Genomic DNA, 25,895 nt, shown 5'->3' on the forward strand with positions numbered 1-25,895 from the left:
TGGACTGGTGATCTTGGTTGCGAACCTGTCCGCCAGGAGTTCTTCTTCGTGCCCACCGCCGGGGCATCCGCCCAACCACCCGCCAGCGTGGAAACGGCTCAGTGGGCTCAGTACTCCCGCGTGCAACCGCTGCGAGTGCAGTACAACCGGGCCAGCCCGCTGTTGTTCTCGTCGTACATCGTGATGTAGACGCGCACGACGCCGCCCGGCTTCGGGATGTTCAGTGATCCGTCGAGGGTCGTGTTCGGCCCACCGGCGTACGCGTACGGGCTGCAGATGAGGCCCGACGTCGTGCTGCCGTTCACTCCGTAGGCGCAGATCCGGCGGGCTCCGCTCGCCGCGTGGACGGTGCCGGACACGCTGGCTGTGTACCCGTCGGTGAAGTGGATCTTTCCGGTTGTGGTGCTGTTGCCGTAAGCCATACCGAAGGGCATGTCCACGGCGTTCACGGTGGCTTGTGCTGGCGCGGCGAAACCGATGGCCGCCATCACGGCCACAACTAAAACCATCAGAGGCTTGCGCACGACTCTTCCCCTCTCGTCGGACGAACAGGGAGCGAACAGGCGCCTCCACCATGGCACGCGTGACCGGCTGTGAACATGCGCAGGCGCCTGCGGGGCGAATTCTTCGCCTTCATGACAGTGGCTTTCCAAGTTGACGATGCTTACCGCGCTGGCGGCCCCGTCCGATTACCGTTTCGGGGCCACCACCCACGTCAAGATCCGCTGGTGTCGAGTCGGTGTGACGGTCGGTTCGCGGATATTCAGATTCCGCCCCTCGCCTGTCGAGTTGAGGCAATGTGAAGCGAGCGCAATCGGCTTCGGGGTGCTGTTGGAGAAGGTGCGGCAACTCTTGCCTGTTTTCTTGGGCGGCTAAATGTGCATGCCGAACCGTCCTTTCGCATTCCGTCACTCGATCGGGCTAAACCCGGTGTTGGGCTGGATGTTGTCGGTACGGTGGCCAGTATTGCCGGTGATGGGTGTGCTGCCTACGCGTTGCCTGTGACCAACAGGCAACTGGGGGCACGGGATTGGGGTCTTCGCTGATGGAGCTGAACAACGAGGACGAGGCCGGGCTCGCGCCTCGGGTCCTGCTGGGGCGTAGGTTGCATCGCCTGCGCGAGCGGGCGGGGGTGTCGCTGCGTAGCCTGGCCGATGCGGTTCATTACCCGCACTCGTACATCAGCAGGGTGGAGCGCGGAAAGCAACTGCCATCCCAAACGCTCGCTGAGGCGTTGGACGCGTACTTCGGTACGGACGGGGTGATGGTGGAATCGCTAGCCACGGCCCGTAGGACAACGATTCCCAGGTACGGCCGTGCGATCGTGAACAACGAGCTGGCGGCGACTCGTATTCAGGTGTTCGGCGGCAGCGTTATCCCGGGACTTCTGCAAACCGAAGGTTACGCGCGTGCCCTGTTCCGCGCCTCCCTGCTCGACGCGTCCGATGAGCAACTCGAAGGCCATGTGGCGACTCGCCTCAAGCGCAAGGCGGTGTTGGAAGAGTCGGACCAACTCCGCTACGAGGCCGTGGTCGATGAGGTCGTGCTGGAGCGGAAGGTGGGTGGGGCTGCCTGCATGGCCGACCAGTTGCGGGCCTTGTTGCACGTCGCCGAGATGCCGCGCGTGACGGTCCAGGTGTTGCCGTTCGAACGGGGAGGGCATCCGCTGCTGGGCGGCAGTCTGAGCCTGCTGACCTTCGCCAACGGAGCCATGGACGGCTACGTCGAGAGCTTCTTCTCCGGGAAGCGGGCGAGGACCGCGCGTGATATGCGGAGGATGACGCAGATGTACTCCGCCGTCCACGGCGCGGCGCTGTCCACTGCTGAGTCGCGCACGGTGATCAGAGAGCACTTGCTGAAATGCTCCCAGGGTGCGCGCTCACCTGAAAGAGTATGAGCATGAACATGATTCCTGACGCGTCCGCCGTGTCGTGCTGGCGGAAGTCCAGTTACAGCAACGGTGAGCCCGGCGGCGAATGCATCGAGGTCGCCGACGGTCACCCCGGTGCCGTCCCGGTTCGTGATTCGAAGGACCCACACGGTCCGGCGCTCGTCTTCGCCGCGCCAGCCTGGTCAGCGTTCGTTTCCGCCGTCAAGGCCGGGGAGTTCGCCGGCAGTTGATGTCCCGGTGTCAGATACTCCCGGAAGCCGCATCTCGGAGGCCCCCGTCTGGATGACGGGGGCTTCGTCGTGCCCCCGCCCGAGCCACATCCCCCCGACCGCCACGCACCCTGTGCCCACCCGCCCCCTCGCCCGCACAATCGAAGCGCGGGGGCACAGCAGGGCAGCACCGGCCGGCGACGGAAGGAAACTCCAGTGGAGCGTGGGCCCCAGGTCGAACCCAGCAGAGTCACCCGGCGCAGGCTGCTCGCCTACGGCGCCGCGGCCACCGGCGCAGCCGCGACGCAGGCCGCGCCGCTGCTCCCGTTCGCCCCGGCGAGCCCCGCGGTAGCACACGCCCCAGGGGCGACAGCCGCTGGCCAGGCGGCCACCACCACACAGGCAGCCACCCTGGAGGAGCGGGCGCTCGCCCTCACCCCGCCCGCGTTCCTGCTGGAGACCGCCGTGCCCAAGGCGTTCGCGGCCGGTACGGGCAGCGCGCTGGCCATCGACGCCACGCACGGCTCCGTCTGCGGGCGGCACGCGCTCCGCTGGGACCACGGGCCGCGCACCCAGCTCACCGTCACCGCCGACCTGGCCTGGGCCCCCGACCCGTACCGCACCAACCCGCTCGCCGACCAGGCGTGGCAGGGGACCGTGGACACCTTCGCGGTGTGGGTGCACAACGAGCGGGCCACCGGCGACGCGCTCCGCTTCGAGTTCGGGCGCGGGGAGCGGGTGGACTGCTGGTTCGAGTTCCGGTTGGACTTCACCGGCTGGCGCACCGCCTGGGTGCGGTACGCGTACGACATGCACGGCCGGCCGCGCGCCGACATGGACACCTGTCGTATCACCGCCCCGCGCCGCGCCGGCACGCTCTGGCTCGATCAGCTCCTGCTCAACGTCGCGCTGCGGCCCGACGCGCCCTGCCGCGACGCGCAGGTGGACCACGTCGGCATCGAGGGGGACAACTGGGACCAGCAGCACTGGCAGGCGCTCTACCTCTTCGACCGGCTGCTGACCCGCCAACCCATCGAGGCGCCGACCCCCACCCCGGCCGAGCGCGCGGGGCTGCGCACCGTCGCGCGCCGCTACCACGACGACTACCTGGCTGGCGGGCCGCCCGTCACCGACGCGTACGTCGAGCAACTTGCCAAGCAGGCAGAAGAGTTGACGCGGGACCGGGCGGTCTTCTCCTTCCAGGGGCAGATCTATCCGCCCGAGATCGCCGCCGACCTGACCGCCTTCGTCGGGGCAGCCGACCTGAAGGAGGTGACCGGGTTGCTGCGTACCATCGCCCAGGCGTACGACGCGGCGGGCCCCGGCACGCCGCAGGCTGACACGCTCGGCGAGTTGTACCTACGTATCGTGCGGCGGCTGCGCGCGTTGGGTTGGACGTACGGGAGTTGTCAGGGGACCATCCACCACCTCGGCTTCGCCATGGTGGGTTACTACGACTCGGTCGTGCTGATGCGCGAGGTGTTGCGCGAGGCGGGTTTGCTCGCCGCGGTGCGGGCCGACCTGACGTGGCTGGTGGGGCTGGGACGGCTGCGGCGCGGCTTCGACTTCCGTAACGGGCACGGCTCCACGGTGGACATCCTCAACACCAACGTACGGGGCATCTTCGCCGTCGCCCTGCTCCAGGACGGCGCGGCCCGTCAGGTGGGTCACCTGCGCACCCTGAGCGACTGGTTGAGCCGCTACCTGCTGCCCACCGACGGCATCCAGGACGGGCTCAAGGTCGACGGCACCACCTTCCACCACGTCGGCTGCTACCCGGACTACGCGCGCGACGGGTTCTCCGGTGTCGCGCCCATCGTCTACCTGCTCAGCCGTGGCCCGTTCCGCGTCACCACCGAGGCCCACACCGCGCTGCGGCGCGCCGCGCTGACGCTGCGGATCATGGCCAACGCCCTGCACTGGCCGATCCCGCTGAGCGGTCGCAAGCCCGAGGGCACCACCGGCCTGTCCGTCACCCCGTACCAGTGGCTGGCCATCGCCGGCACCCCGGACGGGCGCGCGGCCGTCGACGCGGAGGTCGGCGCGGCCTTCCTGCGGCTGCTGCCCGCGCGGCCCACCGACGCCCAGCACAGGGTCGCGGAGCGGCTGCGGGCCGCCGGGGTGCGCGCGGAGGACCCACCGGCGGGCGCCTGGGCGTACAACTACGCGGCGCTGGCCATCCAGCGGCGCGACGCCTGGCAGGTCGTGGTGCGCGGCCACAACCGCTACCTGTGGTCGACCGAGGTGTACGAGGGCGCCAACTGGTACGGCCGCTACAACACCTACGGCCACATCCACGTACTGCACCGGGGCGATCCCGTCACCAACCGCGACAGCGGCTTCCGGCAGGAGGGTTACGACTGGAACCGCCGCCCCGGCACCACCACCCTGCACAAGCCGTGGGACGCGCTGAAGGCCGATCTGACCGGCACCATCGAGGAGATGCTGCTCAGCGAGGAGGCGTTCGCGGGCGGCCACACGATCGACGGGCGCAACGGCATGTTCGCGATGCGGCTGCGCGAGCACCCCAAGCACGACGAGAGCCACCACGCCCGTGTCTCCGTCTTCCTCTTCGACAACCGGGTCATCGCCCTCGGCACCGGCATCGGCAACGACGACCGCCACCACGAGACCGAGACCACCCTCTTCCAAACCCACCTGGCACGCCCCGACGACCCCACGTACCTCGGCGGCCCCGAGCCGATCACCGCCTTTCCCCACCACCACCCCGACGGCGTCCTGGCCGCCGACACCTGGCTCCTGGACGACAAGGGCCTCGGCTACTACGTGCCGTCCGGGCAGCGCCTCGCGCTGACCCGCTCCACCCAGCACTCACGCCGCCACGGCAACGGGGCCCCCACCAGCGGCGACTTCGCCACCGCCTGGCTTCGGCACGGCCGGGCCCCGCGCGCCGCGCGCTACGCGTACGCCATGGTCATCGGGGCGACGCCGGCGACCATGACCGCCTTCACCCGCCAGATGGCCGACCCGGCGACGGCCCCGTACACCACGCATCGCGCCGACGACGGCGCGCACATCGTCACCGACCGCGCCACCGGCCTCACCGGCTACGCCGCGTTCCAACCCACCGGCGGGTTGGACGCGGGTGGCGGCCCCGTGCGCGGCGTGGACACCCCCGCGCTGCTGCTGTGCCGCCCGGACGGGGACGGCGCGCTCGCACTGTCGGTGTGCGACCCCGACCTGCGCCTGTACGAGGGCCGGGACGCCGACCAGTACGAGGGGGAGCGCTACGTCGGCCACTGGAGTCCCTTCTCCCGCCCGTGGCTCACCAACCCGAGCCAGGAACACACCCTGCGGGTGCGACTGCGCGGCCGGTGGCGGCTCGCGACGGGGGAGGGGTGCCGGGTGACAGCGGCGGCGGAGGACACCGTGTTGAGCGTACGTACGGTGCACGGGCGGCCGGTGCAGGTGCGGCTGGTGCGCGCCTGAGAGTTCGCCGGGTGACGGGTTGGCTCACGCGAAGTCGCGGCCGTGGGTGGCTCCGGCGTGAGCGGTGCGCGGTGGCGCGGGGTGGGAGGGGTGGCGGTCGGAGGCGCATCGGCAGCAGACCGGCCACGCGATGGTCATTCCGGCCCGCCCGCCGTCGCGGGCCCCATCTCCTCGGCCCAGCGTTGGCTCCAGGCGGCCAGGGGGCTCAGTGACTCGACGAGGTCCCGGCCGAGTTGGGTGAGGCGGTAGCCGTCCCCGTCCAGGGTGAGCAGGCGGGCGCCGGTCAGTTCCTCGACGCGGGTGCTGAGCACGCTGGAGGACATGCGCTCGCATCGGCGCTGCAACTCACGGAAGCCGGCCGGCGCTTGGCTCAGTTCCCACAGGATGCGCATCGTCCAACGCCGGCCGAGCAGGTCGAGTGCGGCCATTACCGGACGACCCGACTCGGACCCCCGGACGGGCACTCCGGGACGCGGCGTGCTGGCTCCCATGGTCACTCCTTATTCACTCCTAGCCACTCCTTGCGCTTCGACTCTCGAAGCATCATAGTGATTCGGAAATCGAAGCAGGAGGTGTCGTGATGTCACGCATCGAACCGCTCACCCCGCCGTACGGCGCCGATGTCGACCGGGCGCTGCGCCGATGGATGCCGCCGGGTGTGCCACACGAGCCGCTCGCGCTGTTCCGCGTGCTGCACCGCAACCCGGAGCTGGCCTCACGCATGTTCGCCCTCGGCGCCGGACTGCTGGGCCACGGCCTGCTCCCCGCTGTCGACCGGGAGCTCGTCATCGCCCGCGTGACCGCGCGATCCGGCTGCGCCTACGAATGGGGCGTCCACGCCGCGACCCTGGCGCCGCAGGCCGGACTCAGCCCGGAGCAACTCCGGGCCACCCCCCGACCCGACGCGGCGGCCAGTGCCCCATGGTCACCACGCCACACGGCACTGCTGCGCGCCGTGGACGAACTGGACGACACGACCCAGCTCACCCAGTCCACCTGGGACGCCCTGCGCGGGCACTACGAAGAGGCTCACCTACTCGAACTGCTCGTACTGATCGGCTGGTACCGCACCATCAGCTACCTGGCCAACGGGCTCCTCCTGGAAGAGGAACCCTGGGCCGCCCGGTTCCCCGCGGGGTGACGACGTTCCGCGCCCCGCCCACCACCGCGGCGCTGGCCGGTCGGCATCGGCGCCAGGGCGATCACGACGCTGACACGCCGCGCTCTCGCCCGCCGGCGCTCGTCCGAGACCACCCCACACGTCAGACGCACTCATCTCAACACCGGAGGTTTTCCATGCCCAAGGGTTACTGGGTCAGCGTCTACCGCACCATCTCGGACCCCGAGAAGCTGGCCGCCTACAACAAGCTGACCCCTCCCGCCGTCAGGGCCGGGGGCGGTCGGACCCTCGCGGTGGGCGGCCGGGGCCTGGCGCGTGACGCGGGAATCGCCGAACGGACCGTCCTGGTCGAGTTCGACAGCTTCGAGCAGGCCGTCGCGACCTACGAGAGCGCGGCCTACCAGGAGGCGCTGGTCGCCCTGGCCGACGGCGTCGAGCGCGACTTCCGCATCGTCGAAGGCGTCGACTGATCGAGGTGCGGGCCGGAGCCCGCTCGCCGCCCCCGTGTTATCCGCGCGCGTCCAGCACGTCGAGGTAGTGCGGGTTGTACATGAAACCCAGGATGTTCCCGAAGGGATCTGTCACGGATGCGGTGACGAACCCCGCGCCCCGGTCCGTGAGTGGTTCGTACTCCTTCGCCCCCAGGGACAGCAGCCGTGCGTGAGTCGCGCTCACGTCGTCGACGTGCCAGTACACGACCGCGCCGCCCGGCCCGGTCGCCGAACCGGGCGGTGCGTAGCGGCTGTCGATCAGCCCCAGCTCGTCCTGGGAGTCGCCGATGCGGAACTCCGCGTATCCCGGGCGCTCGAAGTACGGCTCCACGCCCAGCAGTTCCGTGTACCAGTCCTTCGCCGCCGCCAGATCGGCGGTCCAGAAACTGACGGTGGCAAGCCCTCGCAGCATGGATGCCTCCCTTCCTTCGCTCCGCGGGTACCGCACCCCGGACCGTGCCGTGACCGTAGCCGTCGACGAGGTCAGCTTCTGTCCGCATGTCCTCGTTCGGGGCATGTCTCTCGGCGTGCCGAGGCTACCCGCCGCCCGCCAGGGCTACCCGCCGCCCACCTCGACCAGCCCGCTCTCGTACGCGGCGATCACGGCCTGGGCGCGGTCGCGCACGTTCAGCTTGCCGAAGACGCTGGTGATGTGGTTCTTCACGGTGGAGACGCTGATGTCGAGAGCCGCCGCCAACTCGGCGTTGTCCAGGCCCAGCGCCATCAGGCGCCACACCTCAAGCTCGCGCGGCGTGAGGTCGCCCGAGGTCGTGGCCGGGGGCTGGGGGCGGTGCGGGGCCCGTACGTAGGTGGAGATCAGCCGGGAGAGCAGCCGGGGCGCGACCGCCGCCTCTCCGGCGTGCACCACCCGCACCGCGGCGACCAGCTCCTCCGGGGAGATGTCCTTGGGCAGGAACCCGTACGCGCCGGCGCGCAGCGCGGCCACCACGTACTCGTCCATGTCGAAGGTGCTCAGCGCCAGCACCCGGCACGCCGGGAGTTCCCGCGCGAGTCGTTCGGTGGCGGCGACCCCGTCCAGCACCGGCATGCGGATGTCCATCACGACGACGTCGGGTCGCAGTTGGTGGGCCAGGGCCACCGCCTGGGCGCCGTCGCCCGCCTCGCCCACCACGTCGAAGGCCGGGTCGGGGGTGAGGATCAGCGCGAGGCCGCGCCGCACCAGCGGCTGGTCGTCGGCGATCAGCACCCTGATCACCGGCTCGGCCGCGCCGGCGCCCACCGCGTCCCTCGCATCCGTCGCGTTCACTGTGTTCCTCGCGTTCATCGCGTTCATCGTCGTACCCCCTCGCCGGCCGTCAGCGGCAGCCGGGCCGCGACCCGGAACCCGCCCTCGTCGCGGGGGCCGGTCTCCAGCGTCCCGCCGTGCAGCACCACGCGCTCCCGCATCCCGACCAGCCCGTAGCCGGAGCCGGCCGGATGGCGCGTGCTCACACCCTCGCCGTCGTCGGTCACCTCGACCGCCACCGCGTCCGGCTCGTACGTCAGCCGTACGGACGCCCTCGCCTGGCCCGCGTACTTGCGCGCGTTGGTCAGCGCCTCCTGGACGATGCGGAACACGGTCAGGCCCACGCTCGGTGGCAGCGGGCGCTCGGCGCCGCGCGTGTCGAGCACGGCCGGCAGCCCGGCCCGGCAGGAGTCCTCCACAATGCGTTCCAGGTCGCCGACGCCGGGCTGGGGCGAGGTCGGCTCGTCCTCCACCTCGTCGCCGGCCCGCAGCACGTCGAGGAGTTGCCGCATCTCGCGCAGCGCCATCCGCCCTGAGCCCTCCAGGGTGACCAGCGCCTCCCGGGCCACCTCCGGGTTCCGGCCGAGGTTGGCCCGGGCGCCGCCGGCCATGAGCTGCATGGTGGTGATGTGATGGGCGACGATGTCGTGCAGCTCGCGGGCGATGCGCCGGCGCTCGTCGGCCAACGCGCGGTCGGTGAGCATCTGCCGCTTTGCCGCCTGCTCCCGCTGCCAGCGGTTCACCAGGGACGCGGCGATCAGCACCAGCGCGCCGCCCGCCATGTTGGCCAGCGTGTCAGCAAGGCCCGGGCGCGGCCAGGTGTTCTCCGCGATCAACGTCACCACCACGGTCACGGGCGCCGCCACCGCCGTCACCGCGGGGCGCTTCGCCCGCGCCACGGTGTAGAGGGCGACCGCTGCCGAGGCGTTGAAGTGCTGGGGGACCGGCACGGTCAGGTTGAGGGCCAGGCCGATCAGCAGCACCGCCGCCAGCGTGAGCAGCGGGGCGCGGCACCGCATGAGCAGCGGCACCGCGGCGCCCACGATGAGCAGACAGCCCTTGACCGGGACATACCCCAGCTCGGTCTGGATGGTGATGGTGAAGCCGATCAGGTCGACGACTCCGACCGCGACGGCGACCAGCGCGTCGTTGCGCGTCCAGGGCAGGCCGTCGCCTGGGGGCGGCGCGGGGGCACCGGGCGTGGGGCGCGCTGTCGACATGTCGTTCTTCCCTCCGAAGGGCCCTGCCGACCGCTTTCGGTACGCCACGGCTGTGCTGTGCGCTCCATTTTGGCACCGGACCCGGACCCACCAGCCGGCCGCTGAGCCGACCTCGTCCTGGGACCTGGGTCCTGGTCGGTGGCGCCGGTCGGCCCGGGCTCCCAGGCCGTTTCTCGTTCCGTACTCGGACGATACGGGCGCCGACCGCTGATGAGCTGGACACGGCCGGGAGAACTCGGCGCTTCACCCACCATCGCCATCATCGGAGGACAACGTGATCCGGGCCCTGACCGGGTTCTCCACCCGCAACCCGTGGAAGGTCATCGCCCTGTGGGCCGTGGTCGGCATCTTCCTCACCCTGCTCAGCCAGGCGCTGATCTACCGCGTGACCCAGTCGCAGAGCGGCGACTTCCTCCCGGCGAAGTACGACTCGGCGGCGGCGCTCAAGGTCGCCGAGGAGCGGTTCGACGTCAAGCCCGACGCCAACGCGGTGACGGTGCTCGTCGCCCGCACCGACGGCAAGCCGCTGACCAAGGCCGACGAGCGGCGCGTCGGTGCCGTCGCCAAGGAGCTGGCCGGCAAGCGCGTCGAGATGCCGGAGCCGAAGGACGACGCGCCGACCTTCCTGACCGAGGACTACTCCCAGACGCCCAGGGTCAGCCCCGCCATGGTCGCGCCCGACCGCGGCTTCCAGTTGCTGACCGCGCAACTGACCGGCAACTCCACCGACCCGGGCATGCAGGACCTCTACCGGGCCTTCCGGGACGACGCGAAGGAGGAGTTCGCCGAGGCCGGGATGCGCACCGGCTTCACCGGCGGCCTCGCCGACCTCGTCGACACCGGCGAGAAGCAGGAGACCACCGAGAAGGTGGTGGGCGCGCTCATGATGGGCCTGATCGTCCTCATCAACGTGCTCGTCTTCCGTAGCGTCCTCGCCGCCTTCGTGCCCCTGCTCGCGGTCGTGATCGTGGGCGGCGCGGCGGCGGGCGCGGTCGTCGGCGCGGCGATGCTCACCGGCATCAAGCTCGACACCTCGACGCCCAGCATGATCAGCGTCGTGCTGATCGGCATCGGCATCGACTACTTCCTGTTCCTGCTGTTCCGCTTCCGCGAACAGTTGCGGGCCCACCCCGACCTGCCGGCCCGCGCCGTGGCCGGCGACGTCAGCGCCCGCGTCGGCACCGCGATCACCTCGGCGGCCCTGACCATCGTGGCCGCCTTCGCGACGCTGGCCGTCGCCAGCTTCGGGCAGTTCCGGGTGCTCGGCCCGTCCATCGCCGTCGCGGTCCTGGTCATGCTGCTGGCCAGCCTCACGCTGATGCCCGCGCTGCTCGCCGTCACCGGGCGCAAGATGTTCTGGCCCTCGCGCGCCCTCAAGCGCGAGCCCCGCGCCGGCCTCGCCGCGCGCGTCGGCGACCTCGTCGCCCGCCGTCCGCTGGCCCTCGTGCTGGCCAGCGTGGCCCTGCTCGGCGCGCTGACCGCCGGGTTGGTCGGCATCCGGATGGACTTCGACACCAGCGGCGGCAACCAGGACACCCCGGCAGCGGCCACCGCCAAGGAGGTCTCCCGCGCGCTGCCGGCCGGCGTGTCCGACCCGACCACGGTGTACGTCGCCGCGCCCGAGGGGCAGCGGCTGACGGCCGAGCGGATCGCCGCGCTGCCCCGGGCGCTGGCCAAGGTCGAGGGCGTTGGCCAGGTCGGCAAGACGGAGCTGAACCCGGAACGCGACGCCGCCCGCTTCGACCTGTACCTCACCGTCGAGACGCAGAGCCAGGCCGCCCGCGACCTGGTGTCGGGGCCGGTGCGCGACGCCGTGGCCCAGCACGCGCCGGCCGGCCTCAAGGCCCACGTCGGCGGCACGGCGGCGATCTTCGCTGACGTGTCCACCGCCGTCGATCACGACCTCAAGATCGTCTTTCCGGTGGCCGCCGTGCTGATCTCGCTGATCCTGCTCATGCTGCTGCGCAGCCTGCTCGCGCCGGCCATGCTCATGCTCGCCGTCGGACTCGGCTTCGCCGCCACCCTCGGCGCGTCCACCCTCTTCTTCCAACACATGCTGGACAAGCCGGGCGTGAACTTCGTGCTCCCGCTGGTGCTGTTCCTGTTCGTGGTCGCGCTCGGCACCGACTACAACATCCTCATCAGCGACCGCATCCGGGAGGAGATGGACCGCCCGGGCCCGGCCCGCGCCGCCGTGGCCCGCGCCGTGCGGCACACCGCGCCCGCCATCGCCACCGCGGGCGTCGTCCTCGCCGCGTCCTTCGGCAGCCTCGCCGTCAACGCGGTGCCCTCCACGCAGCAGATCGGCTTCGCCACCGCGCTCGGCATCATGCTCTCGGCGTTCGTGCTGTCGATCGTGCTCGTGCCGGCGCTGGCCGCGCTGCTCGGCCGCTCCACCTGGTGGCCGATCCGCCCGGGCCGCGGCGACCGGGGCGCCCAGCACGCCGCGCCGCACGCGGGTGCGTCGTACGGGGAGAAGCCGTACGCGGAGAAGTCGTACGCGGGTGCGTCGTACGCGGGCCAGCCGCACGCTGACCAGCCGTACGCCGACCAGCAGTATCCGGGCCAGTCGTACGCCGGGCAGCCCTACCCGGGTCAGCCGCACGCGAGTGAGCCGTATCCGGGCCAGCCGCGCGCCCACCCGCCGTACTACGACGACCTGAACGCGCGCTGACGCGCGACAGATCCCCGCCGGGGCGGTCGACATCGTCGGCGACCCCCGGGGCGGAGAGGTGACGTCGGTCTCCGTGGCCCCGAAGGGCGACGGAGACCGACGTCGTGTACGAAGAGGGCGTCGATCTCGGCGGGTTGGGGCGGCGGCATCGGGCACACGGAGCGGATGGGTGCTCTTCTCGCGTTGGCTTCCGCGGTCGCTTACGGCTTTGTCGACTTCGCCGGCGGACTGCTGTCCCGCCGGGTCCACTTCGCCGTGGTCACCTTCCTCGGGCAGGTCGGAGGTCTGCTGCTCGCGCTCGCGGCCGCTCTGCTGTTACCGGCCGAAGCGGTCGGATCAGCCGACCTCATATGGGGGGCGCTCTCCGGTGTGGGCAGCGCCACGGCCATGCACTTCCTCAACCGAGGTCTGAGCCGTGGCGCGATGAGCGTGGTGATACCCGTGAGCGCCGTCACCGGGGTGGCCCTGTCCGTGGTGTGCGGGGTGTGCTTCCTGGGGGACCGCCCCACCCCGCTCGCCTGGCTGGGCATCTGCGTCACCGTACCCGCCCTGTGGCTCGTCTCCACCGGCGGCGGTCACGGCGGCGAGGGTGGGAGCGGGCCGGGGTCGGTGGTCACAGACGGCCTGGTCGCCAGCCTGGGGGTAGCCGTGCAGTACGTCGCCCTCGCCCAGGCGGCTCCGGCGAGCGGCCTGTGGCCCGTGGCCGTCGGCCGCCTCGCCGCGGTGCTGCTCCTGCTGCCGGCCACCTGGCGCCACACGTCCGAGTTCGGGAAGTCCGCGAGGTCGGCGGGCCTGGCCGCCCTGATCGGCGCGGGAGCCGCCCTCGGCCTCATCCTCTACCTCTGGTCCACCCGCATGCAGATGCTGGCCGTCGCCGTCGTCCTGGCCTCCCTCTACCCGGCCGTCCCGACGATCCTCGGCCTCACGGTCCTGCGCGAGAAGGTCACCCGCGCGCAGGCGGTGGGCCTGGCGGGTTCGGCAGCCGCGGTGGTCCTGCTCAGTCTGGGGTGAACGCCCCGCTCCGCCCGTGCGCGCGCGACCGGGCCCGGGAGCGGGCGACGGGGGAGCGCGATGGCGCCACGGGCGGGCGGCCCGTGGCGCCATCGCGGCCTCGCGGGTCGGTGCTCGGCCTCGTGCCGCCCCCGCGAGGTGCTCACACCCGTTCGTGCACCGGCCGCTCCGCCGCCACCAGGGACTCCGGGCCGGCGCCCGCGCTCGCGCCGGCGGCCACCGCCCGGTCCGCGGTCGTGGTCCCGGCGCCGGTCGCGCCCACCCGGTCCGAATCGGCCGGTCGGCCCCGCCAACCCGTCGCCGGTCGCGGGGCCGAGTGGCGCCGCATGTCGTCGATGCCCCGGCGCATCGCCCCGCGCAGCCAGGCGCCGAGCGGGCGCTCGACGCAGCGGTGCAGCGCGTACGCGGCCAGCAGCATCACCACGACCACCATGAGCACGATGTAGGGCGCCGGCAGCAGCCCCCGCAGCCAGTGGATCATCGTGAGACCGATGTACATGTGCACCAGGTACAGCGGGTACGTCAGCGCCCCCGCCGTGGCCAGCCAGCGCCAGCGCACCCGGTCGAAGGCGCCGAGGGCGATCAGCGCCATGGCGCCGAAGGCGAGGACCACGATCAGGTGCGCGGGCCAGTGCGCGATGGGCTGCTCGGGGTCGGCCAGGTTGTCGGTGATCCGCTCGCCGAGGTGGTGGTGGGCCAGCAGCATCGAGAACAGCACGATGCCCCACAGCAGCGCCGTGGGCCGGAACCGGTGCATCAGGTAGAAGGCGATGCCCGCCACGAAGTACGGCGAGTACAGCGGCATCGCCCACATGTCGAGCAGCGTGTTGTCCGCCGTCGGCGCGATCACCGCCGCCGCCGTCCAGATGCCGCAGAACATCACGCACTTGCGGTACGTGACCCCGGTGGCGACCACCACCGCGAACAGCGCGTAGAACTTCAGCTCGATGAACAGCGTCCAGTACACGCCGTCCACGTCCGAGACCCCGAGCCCCTCCTGGAGCATGGTCAGGTTGGTCACCACCTCGCCCCAGCCCGCCACGCTGCGCACCTGCGGCCACACCGTGACGACGGCCGCGGTCAGCAGCACCGCCACCCAGTACGCGGGGTAGATCCGCGAGACCCGGGAGACCACGAAGTCACCGAGCGAGCGCCCCCAGGTGCTCATGCAGATCACGAAGCCGCTGATCAGGAAGAAGACCTCGACGCCGAGCCAGCCGTAGCGCGCGTAGGCGTGCAGCGAGGGGAAGACCGCGCGCGGGTTGTTCTCCCAGCCGCCGTAGAGGGCGACGTAGTGGAAGAGCACCACCATGAGAGCCGCGACGAGCCGCAGCCCGTCGAGGACGTAGAGTCTGGGCGCCGACCGCTTGTGGTGGGTCGCCCCATCGACATCGCCTCGGTCGGCGTGGCGCATCGTCTCTTCCCCTCCTCGAAGCCCGGGCCGCTGAACGCGGAATCCATTCCGGGCATGCTGACATGCCAGGCCCCTGGTCCGCCGCAGCCGGTCCGGAAGTCAGACATCCGATGTCGGGTGGGATTGCCAGACCCATGGCGCCGCGCCTGCCCCCATCCCGGCCACGCACACCTGCTGATCCACGCCCGCGACCAGCGCACTCGTGCCCACCGGCAGCGGCCCGGCGGGCGCCCGTACCGGCGCGGCACCGTTCGTCAGGCCCTGCTGTATCTGCACCCGCCCGTCCGTCGCCCGACCGAGCAGGACGACGGTGTCACGGCCGCCGCGCGCGGCGAGGACGCCGGCGCCGATCGCCCCGTAGCCCTCGAACTCCCGCAGCGGCGCGGCGGCGTCGCCGGCGGAGCGGCGGGCCGCGCCGCCGCTGCCCGGCACGAAGCGGTAGGCCACCGGGCGCACGGCCGCGGGCGCGCGGTAGACCACGGTCAGCGAGCCGTCGGAGGCCGGCACCACGCCCGGTTGGTGGCTGGGCGTGGGCAACCCGATGAGTGGCCGGAAGGAGAGGGGCCCGCCGGGGACGTCCTGCGACCAGTGGTGCACGGTGTCGTGGCCCGCGGCGAAGACGTGCACCCGGTGCTCCGCGTCCACCACCGCGGACAGCCCGTCCTGCACGCTGGCGCCGCCGAGGTCCTGCCACGGCCCCCACCGGCCGTCGCCCGAGCGCACCCGGGTGGCCAGCCCCTTGGCGGCCGTACGGGCGAACAGGTGCACCCGGCCGTCGGGCGTGGCGACCGCGGTCGGGGTGCCGACCCGGCGCCCGCGCACCGGCCGCGCCTCGGGCGTGCCCAGGCCGCGCCAGCGGCCGAACGCGCCGCCGGGCGAGCGCTGCTCCAGGGCCACGATCTCGCGGGTGTTGGCGCCGCCCTGACCCTCCAGGCGCGCGAAGCGCAGCCCGAACAGCACGGTGCGCCCGGCCACGTCGGTGACCTGCGCCAGGGTCGGCGCGAGCGGCCCGCCACCCAGGTTGCGCGGCGGCGCGAAGCGCCCGCTGCCCGGCGCGGTCTCGCGCCAGCAGGCGGCCTGCGTGCCGAGCACCCCGTACGCGGTCAGCCGGCCCGACCGGTCGGTGTCGAGGGCGAGCTGCGGACCCGGGTAGCGGTGGTGGGTGGAGCGGATCCACGCCTTGCGGCTGCGCAGCGCCCGGCCGCCGCCCTGGCCGTAGTCGCCGCAGCCGGCCTCGTTGCCGCACTCCCAGCGCGGGTCGCCACCGTAGGCGTCCACCAGGCGCAGCTTGTCCTCGACGACGCTCGGTGGCAGGTTGAAGGGCCAGCGCTGGTTGTAGTAGCCGCGGAAGGCGAGCGTGGTGAAGCGGGGCGCGCGTCGCTCGCGGCGGGTGACGTCGGCCACCCACTGCGACATGGCCTTCCAGGTGAACAGGGCGGTCGGGGTGTGGTCCCGGTGGTCGGAGCAGGAGCCGTAGTCGTTGTCCTTGGGATGGGCGGCGTCGTGGGCCTGGAACTCGGGGTCCGGGTCCAGCGTGTGGATCACCGTGGGGCGGCAGCCGTCCATGATGGCGGCCAGCACGTCGACCAGCGTGTCGTGGTGGTACGTGCTGACGTCCTGGCACGGCGAGCCGGTGGCCGGCAGGGTGCGCATGACCGCGTCCGGCTCGGCCCACAGCGCGGGGATGCGCACCTGTCCCGGCGAGAGCATCGCGATGTTCAGGAAGATCAACTGGGCCCGGCGGCGGCCGTTGGTCAGCACGTTGGTCTCGGCCCGCACACCCCCCGGCAGGTCGAGCACCGAGGTCCGCCAGGGCGTGAAGGCGTCCAGGCCGAGCATGGTGGCGTACGCCTGGCGCAGCCCCTGGTGCCGGGCGGCGGAGTAGGCGGCCTTGTCGAGCACCGGCTTCGGCATGCCGGGCACCCAGTTCTTGCCGATCGCCTCGCCGGCCGTGACGTAGACCGAGACCACCGGCACGCCGGCGCGCACCAGGTGCTCGGCGTCCGGGTTCATGAAGTACAGGTCGTCGTCGGGGTGGGCCATGACCTGGAGCAGCGCGGGCTCGCCGCCGGTCGCGTAGGCGTCGGTCGAACTCGGGTCCACCGCTCGTACCGGCCGGTGGACGGGGCGCGGGTGTGCGGAGCCGCCGCCCGCGCACCCGGCGGCGGTGGCGGCGGCGACCGCCGCGAAGCCGACCAGCGCCGAGCGCCGCGCTATGCCGGTACGTGAGGAGTTGTGCACCTGAGTGGTCCCGCGTCGTTCTGCGGTGGCCACCTGGAGGCCACCCTGGCGTGCTGAGAGATGTCGCAGGGTTCAACGGGGTTGCCTGCCGCGCCGCCCGTGACCGTCACGTATCGAAATGACGTACGAATGCGTGCCCACCCGGATAAGTCGGGCGTGGACGTGTCATAGCGCACGAAAACGCCGATGGTCCCTGACCGACGTCAGGGACCACCGGCGTCACGGGCCCGCCCCCCGGGGACGCGCGGGGGCGGGCACCACCGCGGGGCGCGCCGCGGGCTCAGCCGCGCAGCGCGCTCTTGGCCTGCCACGCGTCCCAGCTCAGGTTCCACTCGCCGAAGCCGTTGTTCGGCGCGATCAGGCCCTTGGTCTCCTGGCCCTTGATCTCGAACGGGTCGCCGACGCGCACCTGCCCGTAGAGCGCGGCGGCGTCCGCGTCGCTCATCCCGATGCAGCCCGAGCTGTGGTTGGCCCGGCCGAAGTAGGCCGCGTTCCACGGCGCGGCGTGCGCGTAGGTGCCCGACCAGCTCAGCCGCATCGAGTAGTCGACCATCTTGTTGTACGAGTTGCCGAGCCCCACCGTCTCGGAGTTCATGTTGATGGTGCCCTCCTTCGACATCAGCACCGTGGTGCCCCGCCAGGACGCCTTGTCGCCGCCGGGGGTGCCGCCCGAGATCGGGATCGTCCGCACCCGCTGGCCACCCCGGGTGAGCGTGAGCTGCTTGGTGTCCAGGTCCACCGAGACCACCTGGCGCTCGCCGACGGTGAAGTCCGTCGCGTAGTCACGGACGAACCAGCCACCCTCGCCCGAGTCCACGCCCGCGAGCTGCGCCTTCAGCTTCACCTTGGTGCCCGGCTGCCAGTACTCCCTGGGCCGCCAGTCCACCCGGTCCTTGCCCGACCAGTCCTGCATCCAGCCCCAGGAGCCCTCGGTGTTGTTCGAGGTCTCCACCTTGAGCTGCTTCTCCACCTCGGCCTTGTTCTTCACCGGGTGGTCGAAGACCAGCGATATGGGCTGGGCCACGCCCACGGTGGACTTGGCGCCGGGCCGCCAGTCCAACTTGTTGACCTTGTCCGCGGCCACCGTGCGGAACGAGGAGGTCTTCGAGTCCTTCGCCCCGCCGTCGCCCTTGGACTGCACGGTGACGGTGTAGCTGGCGCCCGGGGCGGTCTTCCGGTCCGAGGTCCACGAACTCCCGTCCTCGGCCAGGCGCCCGGTCAGCTTGGTGCCCTTGGTGTCGGCGACCGTCACCTCGGTCAGCTTGCCGCCCCGCGCCGTGACCTTCACCTGCTCGCCGGCCTTGACCTGGGAGCCGGAGAGGTTGACCGCCACCGTCGCGGGCTTGTCCGACGCCGTGTTGGCGTCCGCGCTGGAGCAGGCGGTCAGGGCGGCGGCAGCCAGCGCCGCCGTGCCGGCCAGGGCCGCGGTACGACGGCGCTGGAGCGAGGTGCGGTACTGCGGGCGTCGAACGTGAAGCATGGCGATTCCTCCGTGCGCTGGCTGTCGAGGGGGAAGAGCGGATATCGGGAACGGTGGTTGCCATTCCGTCCGGAAAACTCCGTAACGCCTCTGTGACAGCCATCGGGGGACAACCCCCGCGAATCGAGCGCCCCGAAGGCCCCGCGCTACTCGACCAGGCCACGCGGCGCCGCGTCCGTTCGCCACGCCAGGGCGCCCGTGCACGCGCCCCGGCGCGCCCCCTCGCGCGCGCACGCGGCGACACGGGGCGGCGCACCACGGCGCGCCGCCCCGCCTCCGCCGCCCCGCCCGGCTAGGCGGGCGGTGGCGTGGGGTGGCGCCGCGACGGGCGAGCCGCGGCGCCACCCCACGGAGCCGCTACGGTTGGCCCGCCGTCCCGGGCAGCTCCGCCCGCACCTCCCGCGCCGCCGCCACCAGGTGCTCCAGCGACCTGCGGGTCTCCGGCCAGCCGCGCGTCTTCAGGCCGCAGTCCGGGTTGACCCACAGCCGGTCGGCCGGAACGGCCACCAGGCCCGCGCGCAGCAGCCCGACCACCTCGGCCACCTCCGGCACCCGGGGCGAGTGGATGTCGTACACGCCGGGCCCCACCTCGCGCGGATAGCCGGCGGCGGCCAGTTCGTCCGCCACCCGCATGTGCGAGCGGGCCGCCTCCAGGCTGATGACGTCCGCGTCCAACGCGTCGATGGCCGACAGGATGTCGCCGAACTCCGCGTAGCACATGTGGGTGTGCACCTGGGTCTCCGGCCGTACCCCGCTGGTGGCCAGCCGGAACGCCTCGGTGGCCCAGGCCAGGTACGCGGCGCGGTCGGCGGCGCGCAGCGGCAGCGTCTCGCGCAGCGCCGGCTCGTCGACCTGGATCACCGAGGTGCCCGCCGCCTCCAGGTCGCCGACCTCGTCCCGCAGCGCGAGCGCCACCTGCCGGGCGGTCTCGGCCAGCGGCTGGTCATCGCGGACGAACGACCAGGCGAGCATGGTTACGGGCCCGGTCAGCATGCCCTTGACCGGCCGCTCCGTCCGCGCCTGCGCGTACCGGGTCCAGCGCACGGTCATCGGCCCGGGCCGCGCGACGTCGCCGGCCAGCACCGGCGGGCGCACGTAGCGCGTGCCGTACGACTGGACCCAGCCGTGCTGGGTGGCGAGGTAGCCGCTGAGCTGTTCGGCGAAGTACTGCACCATTTCGTTGCGTTCGGGCTCGCCGTGTACGAGGACGTCGAGGCCCGCCCGCTCCTGGAAGTCGATGACCGCGCGGATCTCCGCCTCGACGCGCGCCTCGTAGGCCGCCGCGTCCACGCGCCCCGCGCGCAGGTCGGCGCGGGCCGCGCGCAGCTCGGAGGTCTGCGGGAACGAGCCGATCGTGGTCGTCGGCAGCAGCGGCAGCCGCAGGTGGGCGCGTTGCGCCGCGGCGCGTTCCGCGTACGGCTGGCCGCGGCGGGCGTCCGCGTCGGTGACGGCGGCCGTGCGGGCGCGCACCGCGGGGTCGCGGGTCAGGGCGGAGCCGGCGCGCGAGGCCAGGCCCGCCCGGTTGGCCGCGAGCTGGGGCGCGACGGCCTCGGTGCCGTGGGCCAGCGCCCGGGCCAGGGTCACCACCTCGTCGACCTTCTGCCGCGCGAAGGCGAGCCAGCGGGCCACCTGCGGGTCGATGTCCCGCTCGGCGGTGGCGTCCAGCGGCACGTGCAGCAGCGAACAGGAGGCCGCCACGTCCACCCGGTCGGCGAGCCCGAGCAGGGTGCCGAGGGTGGCCAGCGACTTCTCCAGGTCGTTGATCCAGACGTTGCGCCCGTCCACCACGCCGGCCACCAGCCGCTTGCCCGGCAGCCCGCCCACCGCCGCGAGCCCGGCCAGGTTGGCGGCGGCCGGCCCGGTGAAGTCCAGCGCGAGCCCCTCCACCGGGGCCGCCGCGAGCACCGGCAGCGCCTCGCCGAGCCGGTCGAAGTACGAGGCGACCAGGAGTCGCGGGCGATCCGTCAGCGCGCCGAGGTCGCGGTAGGCGCGGGCCGCCGCGTTCAGCTCGGCCGGCGTGCGGTCCTGTACCAGCGCCGGCTCGTCGAGCTGCACCCACCGCGCCCCCGCGGCCCGCAGGTCGGCCAGCACCTCCGCGTACACCGGCAGCAGCCGGTCGAGGAGCGTCAGCGGCGCGAAGTCCGCGGCCACGTCCGGGGCGGGCTTGGCCAGCAGTAGGTAGCTGACCGGGCCGAGCAGCACCGGCCGCGCCGCGAGCCCGAGCGCCGTCGCCTCCGACGCCTCGGCGACCTGCTTGCTCGAGTCGGCGGCGAAGACGGTGTCCGGACCGAGTTCGGGCACCAGGTAGTGGTAGTTGGTGTCGAACCACTTGGTCATCTCCAGCGGCGCGCTGTCCTGCGTGCCGCGGGCCATGGCGAAGTAGCCGTCCAACGCATCCGCCGCCACGGCGGCGCGGTGCCGGTCGGGGACGGCGCCGACCATGACGCTGGTGTCCAGGACGTGGTCGTAGTACGAGAAGTCGCCGGTCGGCACCTCGTGCAGGCCGGCGTCGGCGAGCTGGCGCCAGACCTCGCGGCGCAGCCCCGCGGCGGTCTCCCGCAGGGCGGCGGCGTCGACCCGGCCCCGCCAGTAGCCTTCGACGGCCTTCTTCAGCTCCCGGTTCGGGCCCTGCCGGGGGTAGCCGTACACGGTGGCGCGATGTGCCGCGGACGCGGACGTGGTGGTCACGGAACTCTCCTTCGCGAGCGTTGTCCCAGGACCCCGGGCCGGGCCGAACGCGCGATGCGGGAGAACAGGGCCGACCGGGACCGCCACGGCCTGTGCCGCGCGCGTCCGCCCGCCCTGTACGCCGATCCGCCCTCGCGGTCACCGGAATCCACCGTGCGCGCGGTCGCGCACGGGCAGCGGCAGGTCTTCGGACTCGCGGGCGCGCCTGCCCAGGGCAGACCCCTACTGGTCGCCGCTTCCCAGGTCCGACCGGACCCAGTGCTCATGACGACTGTCGTTCCCACTCACCGCTGCGGGGCAGTCCCGGATTCCCACCGGGTTCCCTCTTACGACGCGCCTGCCTGGCGGGCAGGGCGAACCGGCTGCACCCCCCACCCTACGGGCTCAGCCCGACACGACCCGGGCGACCTCGGCCGCTCCCGGCACCGGCGCCACCCGGGCACGGCACGGCCCCGGTACCGGCCGGGACGTGGTGTCCCGACCGGTACCGGGGCCGTGGGCGGGTGCGCGACCGCCACCAGCAGCCGTACCCGCCCGCGCGGTCCGCGCGCTCAGCGCGAGGTGATCCGCGCGCTCAGCGCGAGGTGAGCAGCCCGCGGTGCAGCCGGTTGATGATGCGCGACAGCAGTCGCGAGACGTGCATCTGCGAGACGCCGAGCTGCTCACCGATCTGAGCCTGTGTCAGCTCCTCGACGAACCGCAGGTGCAGGATGCGCCGCTCCCGCTCGTCCAGCTCGGCGATCAGCGGCGCCAGCGACTGGAAGTCCTCGATCAGCTCCATGGCCGGGTCGTCCATGCCGATGAAGTCGGCCAGCGCCGCCGCGCTGTCCTGGTCGTCGCCGCTGATGGCGGCGTCCAGGGAGGCCGAGTTGTAACCGTTGGCCGCCACCCGGGCCTCGATCACCTCTTCCTCGGTCATCTGCATCAGCTCGGCGAGCTCGCGCACCGTCGGCGCGCGCCCCAGCCGGCTGCTCAGCTCCTCCGACGCCTTGGCCAACTCGATCCGGGCCTCCTGGAGACGCCGGGGGACGTGCACGGACCAGCTCGTGTCCCGGAAGAAGCGCTTGATCTCGCCGACGATGTACGGAACGGCGAAGGTGGGGAACTCCACCTCGCGGGAGAGCTCGAACCGGTCGATGGCCTTGATCAGGCCGATCATGCCGACCTGGACGATGTCCTCCATCTCGTCGGCGCGGTGGCTGAACCGCTTGGCCACGTACCGCACCAACGACATGTTGATCTCGATGAGCGTGTTGCGCGCGTACTGGTACTCGGGAGTGCCCTCTTCGAGGATGGTCAACCGGTCGAAGAAGAGCTTGGAAAGCGACCGAGCGTCCTTCGGCGCGAGCTTGTGCGGCTCGGCGAGCTCCGGCAGACCTCCGCCCGACTCCCGGGCGTCCGTGCTGGTCCCCAAGGGGGTCACGGGCTCCATCCGCGCCGTGTTCATCGCTGTGGCCATGACCTGCGCCGTCATGAGTCCTCCCCGAAAATCCGCTAGACGCTGGCCGCCGTTCTCGGCAGCGAGCGTCGCCTACCCGCCCGTAATCGAGTCATGCCCCCTTTTTTTCGATTCGGCTGGCCGGCCCCCTGGCGAACCGTCGACGAGCCGCCCGTGGCGGCCGTACGAGCGCGGCTCCAAGGGGCGCTCCGGCCGGCGGGGCGCGTGGATAATCCCCATGTGCCGGCTTGCGCCGGGCGCGAGCGGGCAGCCGCATCACAACGGAAACAACGCGTCATTACGGGGGTGACGGTATGGACGCCACGAGGTATAGCCGCGTGCGACCTCCCGTCCGGAGTCGATATGCCATTCCGCGCAATGCAAGTGAGGCACGGCGCCTGATCGAGAACCTGGTGCGCGCGCAGGTCCCGGCGCACCACGAGGCCGGGCCAGCCGCCGAGACGGTGACGGACATGCTGCTCGTGACCTCGGAGTTGGTGACCAACGCGATCCGGCACGGTGGCGGCGTCGTCGGCCTGTGGGCCCAGCTCGACGCCGACGGGCTGCGGCTCGCCGTACGCGACCGCAGCGACGACCTGCCCTTCGTCAGAGCACGCACACCGGGCGACCCGGTCCCCATCGGGGGCTACGGGTGGCCCATGATCCGCCGACTCGCCAGCGAGGTCCGCGTCGTCCCGTGCCCGGGCGGCGGCAAGGAGATCCGCGTCGTCCTGCCCGTCACCTGACGCCGCCCCTCCGGCCCGGGCGCGCGCCCGGAGCCCGGGCCCAGCGCGGCCCCGGAGCGAACGGTGCGCCGCGGCCGAGCGACCACATGGCGGACAGGCGGCCGGCCCGCCCCCCGGCCCCGACCCGCCGCCGGCCACACGCCGCGCCCGCCTGCCCGGCCCGCCGTGCGGGTCGGCCAGGCACCCGCCCACGCGTGTCCCGTACGACCACCGTGGCGGGCGGCGCCACCCGCGCACCGGGCGGTGTCCCCCGCGCATCGGGGGGCGCACGGCGGGGTTCCGAGCGCCCCGATCAGCCTCCACGAGGCGTCCCCGGAGCAGGTCGGGCGTGTCAGGAGGGTGGCCGGAGCAGGTCCGAGCCGTTGAACATTGCAGGAGAGCGACATACGCTCGCTGTCCCACAACAACAGTCACGAACAGCCACCCGTGGACGGCGCCCGGGCGGCGCGGACGCCGCTTTGCCGGCACACTCGTAGAGCAACGGCGGCCTGGGCGCGATGGGAGGCCAGCACGGTGAACGACGGCAGCCGCACTCGGCGTCTGACCAGTCGGCTGGCCACGCAGAGTGCCGCCCGCGGCCGGGGTGCCGCGCGCCGCCGCGTGCGCGTCAGCCAGGACCAGGGCGGCGCGGCGAGCCAGTTCACCACCCGCAGCAAGCTGGCCTGGCTCAGCGCCGCCAGCACGCGCATCGGCACCACCCTCGACCTGCGGCGCACCGCCCAGGAGCTGGCCGAGTTCGTCGTCCCCCAACTGGCGGACGCCGTGGCGGTGGACTTGCTGGAGGTGGTGCTGCGCGGCGAGGAGGGCGACCGCCGGGCCGAGGGCGCCAAGCTCGCCACGCGGCGGGCGATGGCCGTCAAGGCCGTGGACGCGCTGACCAACCTGGAGCCCGACCCGGTCGGCGAGATCATCGTCCGCGACGAGAAGCACCGCGACACGCTGCTGACCACCGTGTGCCTGGCCCAGCGCAAGCCGGTGCTCGTCTCGCGGATGACCGACCGCGACTTCTCGCGGGTCGCCTCCACCGACAGCGCCGCGGACAAGATGCGCCGCGGCAACGTGCACAGCTACATGGCGGTCCCGCTGATCGCCCGCGGCCTCCTGCTCGGCAGCGCCGACTTCGTGCGCGCCGGCAGCAGCCCGCCGTTCACCGCCACCGACCTGGCCCTGGCCGAACAGCTCGCCTCCAAGGCGGCGGTGTTCATCGACAACGCCCGGCTCTACGGGCGCGAGCGCGAGCACGTGATCTCCCTCCAGCGCAGCCTGCTGCCCCGGGCCGCGCCGCACACCCCGGGCCTGGCCGTGCACACCAGCTACGCGCCGGCGGCGGACGCCCGCGGCGTGGGCGGCGACTGGTACGACCTGATGGCGCTGCCCGGCGGGCGGACCGCGCTCGTGGTGGGCGACGTCATGGGGCACGGCGTGTCCGCGGCGGCCACCATGGGGCGGCTGCGCACCGTCGCCCGCACCCTGATGATGCTCGACACCGCCCCCGACCGCGTCCTGGCCCGCCTCGACCTGGCCACCCGCGACCTGGAGGACGACCAGGTCGCCACCTGTCTGTGCGCCGTCTACGACCTGGCGGACTCCACCTACACGCTGGCCAGCGCCGGCCACCCGCGCCCGCTCCTCGTCGACGGCGACGGCAAGCCCACCTACGTGGACGTGCCCACCGGCGCCCCGCTGGGCGCCGGCGTGATCCCGTACGACCCGCTGCGCATCCGCGTCTCGCCGGGCAGCCGGCTGATCTGCTACACCGACGGCCTGATCAAGACCCGGGACGACGACCCCGACACCCAGTTCGGGCGGCTCCTGGAGACCGTGGCGCAGATGCCGCCCCAGCGCCTGGACGACGGCAGCCTGCTGACCGCGCTGCCCGGCAGCGACCGGCGCTTCGACGAGGCGGTCCTGCTCACCGCCGCGTCCGACGCCGAGACGCCGGTCCGGCTCAGCGTGTGGGACCTGCCCCCCGACGGCACCGCCGCCTCGATAGCCCGCCGCCACGTGACCGACCAGCTCGACCAGTGGGACCTGGCGGCGCTCGCCGATGTCGCCGAGCTGATCGTCAGCGAACTCGTCGGCAACGCCCTGCGCTACGGGCAGGGCCCAGGCCGGCTGCGCCTGCTCCAGGGCGAACGGCTCATGATCGAGGTCTCCGACACGGGCCCCGACCTGCCGCAGATCCAGCACGCCGACGTCAGCGACGAGGGCGGGCGCGGCCTCCAGCTCATCAACATGCTCTGCCGCCGCTGGGGCTCCTGCCGCACCCCCACCGGAAAGATCGTCTGGGCCGAGCAGGACATCCCGCGCTAGCCGCACCCCGGCCGACCCCGGACGCGTACTCCCGCCCCGACAGGCCCTCGGGCGAGCGCCGGGCCCAGCCCACGCGCGACAGCCGACGCCCACGGGCCACGCCACGCGCCCGCCGCCGCGCCCCGCGTCCCCGGCCCGGCTTCCGCACCATGACCTCAGGGGTAATCGCCCCGGCGCCGGCCGACCGGCAGAGTGAGGGCAACGGAATCCGGTCCGGCGCACTCCGGATCGGGTTCCGCCCCGCCCGTCCCGCAGGAGTCGGG

19 protein-coding genes and 1 riboswitch are annotated in these 25,895 nt (G+C 72.6%); of the genes, 9 read left to right on the forward strand and 10 right to left on the reverse strand.

Features of this window, described 5'->3' with window-relative positions:
• Positions 1-107: 107 nt before the first annotated feature.
• A complete protein-coding gene (locus H7H31_RS29105; protein ID WP_187064025.1) occupies positions 108-524 on the reverse strand; it encodes a hypothetical protein in 417 nt (138 codons plus the stop codon).
• Between the two features lie 521 nt (positions 525-1,045).
• Here H7H31_RS29105 and H7H31_RS29110 point away from each other — a divergent pair.
• From H7H31_RS29110 to H7H31_RS29120, 3 genes are all read left to right on the forward strand, one after another.
• Positions 1,046-1,897 carry a helix-turn-helix domain-containing protein gene (locus H7H31_RS29110; RefSeq protein WP_187064026.1) on the forward strand — a complete coding sequence of 284 codons (852 nt, stop codon included), beginning with the start codon at positions 1,046-1,048 and terminating at the stop codon, positions 1,895-1,897.
• Positions 1,894-2,121: a DUF397 domain-containing protein gene (locus H7H31_RS29115; protein WP_187064027.1), complete on the forward strand. Its 228-nt coding sequence runs from the start codon at positions 1,894-1,896 to the stop codon at positions 2,119-2,121. Before H7H31_RS29110 ends, H7H31_RS29115 begins: the two co-directional genes overlap by 4 nt.
• 195 nt (positions 2,122-2,316) lie before the next feature.
• Positions 2,317-5,550 (forward strand): chondroitinase family polysaccharide lyase, encoded by a 3,234-nt coding sequence (locus H7H31_RS29120; RefSeq protein WP_187064028.1) that lies wholly within the window; start codon positions 2,317-2,319, stop codon positions 5,548-5,550.
• A gap of 134 nt (positions 5,551-5,684) precedes the next feature.
• On the opposite strand, the gene H7H31_RS29125 is transcribed toward H7H31_RS29120, so the two are convergent.
• Complete coding sequence (locus tag H7H31_RS29125; RefSeq protein WP_187064029.1) at positions 5,685-6,041, reverse strand: winged helix-turn-helix transcriptional regulator; 357 nt, start codon at positions 6,039-6,041, stop codon at positions 5,685-5,687.
• Positions 6,042-6,130: 89 nt separating this feature from the next.
• On the opposite strand from H7H31_RS29125, the gene H7H31_RS29130 reads away from it, so the two are divergent.
• Both H7H31_RS29130 and H7H31_RS29135 read left to right on the forward strand, forming a co-directional pair.
• Entirely contained in the window at positions 6,131-6,691 is a 561-nt protein-coding gene (locus tag H7H31_RS29130; RefSeq protein ID WP_187064030.1) for a carboxymuconolactone decarboxylase family protein, read from the forward strand.
• Between the two features lie 155 nt (positions 6,692-6,846).
• A complete protein-coding gene (locus H7H31_RS29135) occupies positions 6,847-7,140 on the forward strand; it encodes a DUF1330 domain-containing protein (protein WP_187064031.1) in 294 nt (97 codons plus the stop codon).
• Between the two features lie 37 nt (positions 7,141-7,177).
• Here the strand turns inward: H7H31_RS29135 and H7H31_RS29140 are convergent, their stop codons facing one another.
• The 3 genes from H7H31_RS29140 to H7H31_RS29150 form a co-directional block, all read right to left on the reverse strand.
• Positions 7,178-7,573, reverse strand: a complete 396-nt coding sequence (locus H7H31_RS29140) for a VOC family protein (protein ID WP_187064032.1) — start codon at positions 7,571-7,573, stop codon at positions 7,178-7,180.
• A 144-nt stretch (positions 7,574-7,717) separates the two neighbouring features.
• Positions 7,718-8,446 carry a response regulator gene (locus tag H7H31_RS29145; RefSeq protein WP_187064033.1) on the reverse strand — a complete coding sequence of 243 codons (729 nt, stop codon included), beginning with the start codon at positions 8,444-8,446 and terminating at the stop codon, positions 7,718-7,720.
• A gap of 5 nt (positions 8,447-8,451) precedes the next feature.
• Positions 8,452-9,627 (reverse strand): sensor histidine kinase, encoded by a 1,176-nt coding sequence (locus H7H31_RS29150; protein WP_187064034.1) that lies wholly within the window; start codon positions 9,625-9,627, stop codon positions 8,452-8,454.
• A 274-nt stretch (positions 9,628-9,901) separates the two neighbouring features.
• On the opposite strand from H7H31_RS29150, the gene H7H31_RS29155 reads away from it, so the two are divergent.
• Together H7H31_RS29155 and H7H31_RS29160 are read left to right on the forward strand one after the other, a co-directional pair.
• Positions 9,902-12,301 carry an MMPL family transporter gene (locus H7H31_RS29155; protein WP_187064035.1) on the forward strand — a complete coding sequence of 800 codons (2,400 nt, stop codon included), beginning with the start codon at positions 9,902-9,904 and terminating at the stop codon, positions 12,299-12,301.
• 165 nt (positions 12,302-12,466) lie between these two features.
• Positions 12,467-13,312: an EamA family transporter gene (locus tag H7H31_RS29160; RefSeq protein WP_187064036.1), complete on the forward strand. Its 846-nt coding sequence runs from the start codon at positions 12,467-12,469 to the stop codon at positions 13,310-13,312.
• 142 nt (positions 13,313-13,454) lie between these two features.
• Here H7H31_RS29160 and H7H31_RS29165 read toward each other — a convergent pair whose 3' ends face one another.
• From H7H31_RS29165 to H7H31_RS29185, 5 genes are all read right to left on the reverse strand, one after another.
• Positions 13,455-14,726, reverse strand: coding sequence for an acyltransferase family protein (locus H7H31_RS29165; RefSeq protein ID WP_187064037.1), 1,272 nt, complete (start codon positions 14,724-14,726; stop codon positions 13,455-13,457).
• 99 nt (positions 14,727-14,825) lie between these two features.
• Positions 14,826-17,000 (reverse strand): PIG-L family deacetylase, encoded by a 2,175-nt coding sequence (locus H7H31_RS29170; RefSeq protein ID WP_232110132.1) that lies wholly within the window; start codon positions 16,998-17,000, stop codon positions 14,826-14,828.
• A gap of 247 nt (positions 17,001-17,247) precedes the next feature.
• Positions 17,248-18,447, reverse strand: coding sequence for a L,D-transpeptidase (locus tag H7H31_RS29175; protein WP_187064038.1), 1,200 nt, complete (start codon positions 18,445-18,447; stop codon positions 17,248-17,250).
• A gap of 357 nt (positions 18,448-18,804) precedes the next feature.
• Entirely contained in the window at positions 18,805-21,135 is a 2,331-nt protein-coding gene (metE, locus tag H7H31_RS29180) for a 5-methyltetrahydropteroyltriglutamate--homocysteine S-methyltransferase (protein WP_187064039.1), read from the reverse strand.
• Positions 21,136-21,312: 177 nt separating this feature from the next.
• Positions 21,313-21,496: riboswitch (cobalamin riboswitch) on the reverse strand.
• 213 nt (positions 21,497-21,709) lie between these two features.
• Positions 21,710-22,567 (reverse strand): RNA polymerase sigma factor SigF, encoded by an 858-nt coding sequence (locus tag H7H31_RS29185; RefSeq protein ID WP_187064042.1) that lies wholly within the window; start codon positions 22,565-22,567, stop codon positions 21,710-21,712.
• Positions 22,568-22,911: 344 nt separating this feature from the next.
• Here H7H31_RS29185 and H7H31_RS29190 point away from each other — a divergent pair, with 344 nt between their 5' ends.
• The gene (locus tag H7H31_RS29190; RefSeq protein ID WP_187064040.1) at positions 22,912-23,319 is read left to right on the forward strand and encodes an ATP-binding protein; all 408 of its coding nucleotides are present in this window, start codon (positions 22,912-22,914) and stop codon (positions 23,317-23,319) included.
• Between the two features lie 513 nt (positions 23,320-23,832).
• Positions 23,833-25,632 carry an ATP-binding SpoIIE family protein phosphatase gene (locus H7H31_RS29195; protein WP_187061028.1) on the forward strand — a complete coding sequence of 600 codons (1,800 nt, stop codon included), beginning with the start codon at positions 23,833-23,835 and terminating at the stop codon, positions 25,630-25,632.
• Positions 25,633-25,895: the final 263 nt, after the last annotated feature.

The organism is Streptomyces buecherae, assembly GCF_014295035.1.
GTDB lineage: Bacteria > Actinomycetota > Actinomycetes > Streptomycetales > Streptomycetaceae > Streptomyces > Streptomyces youssoufiensis.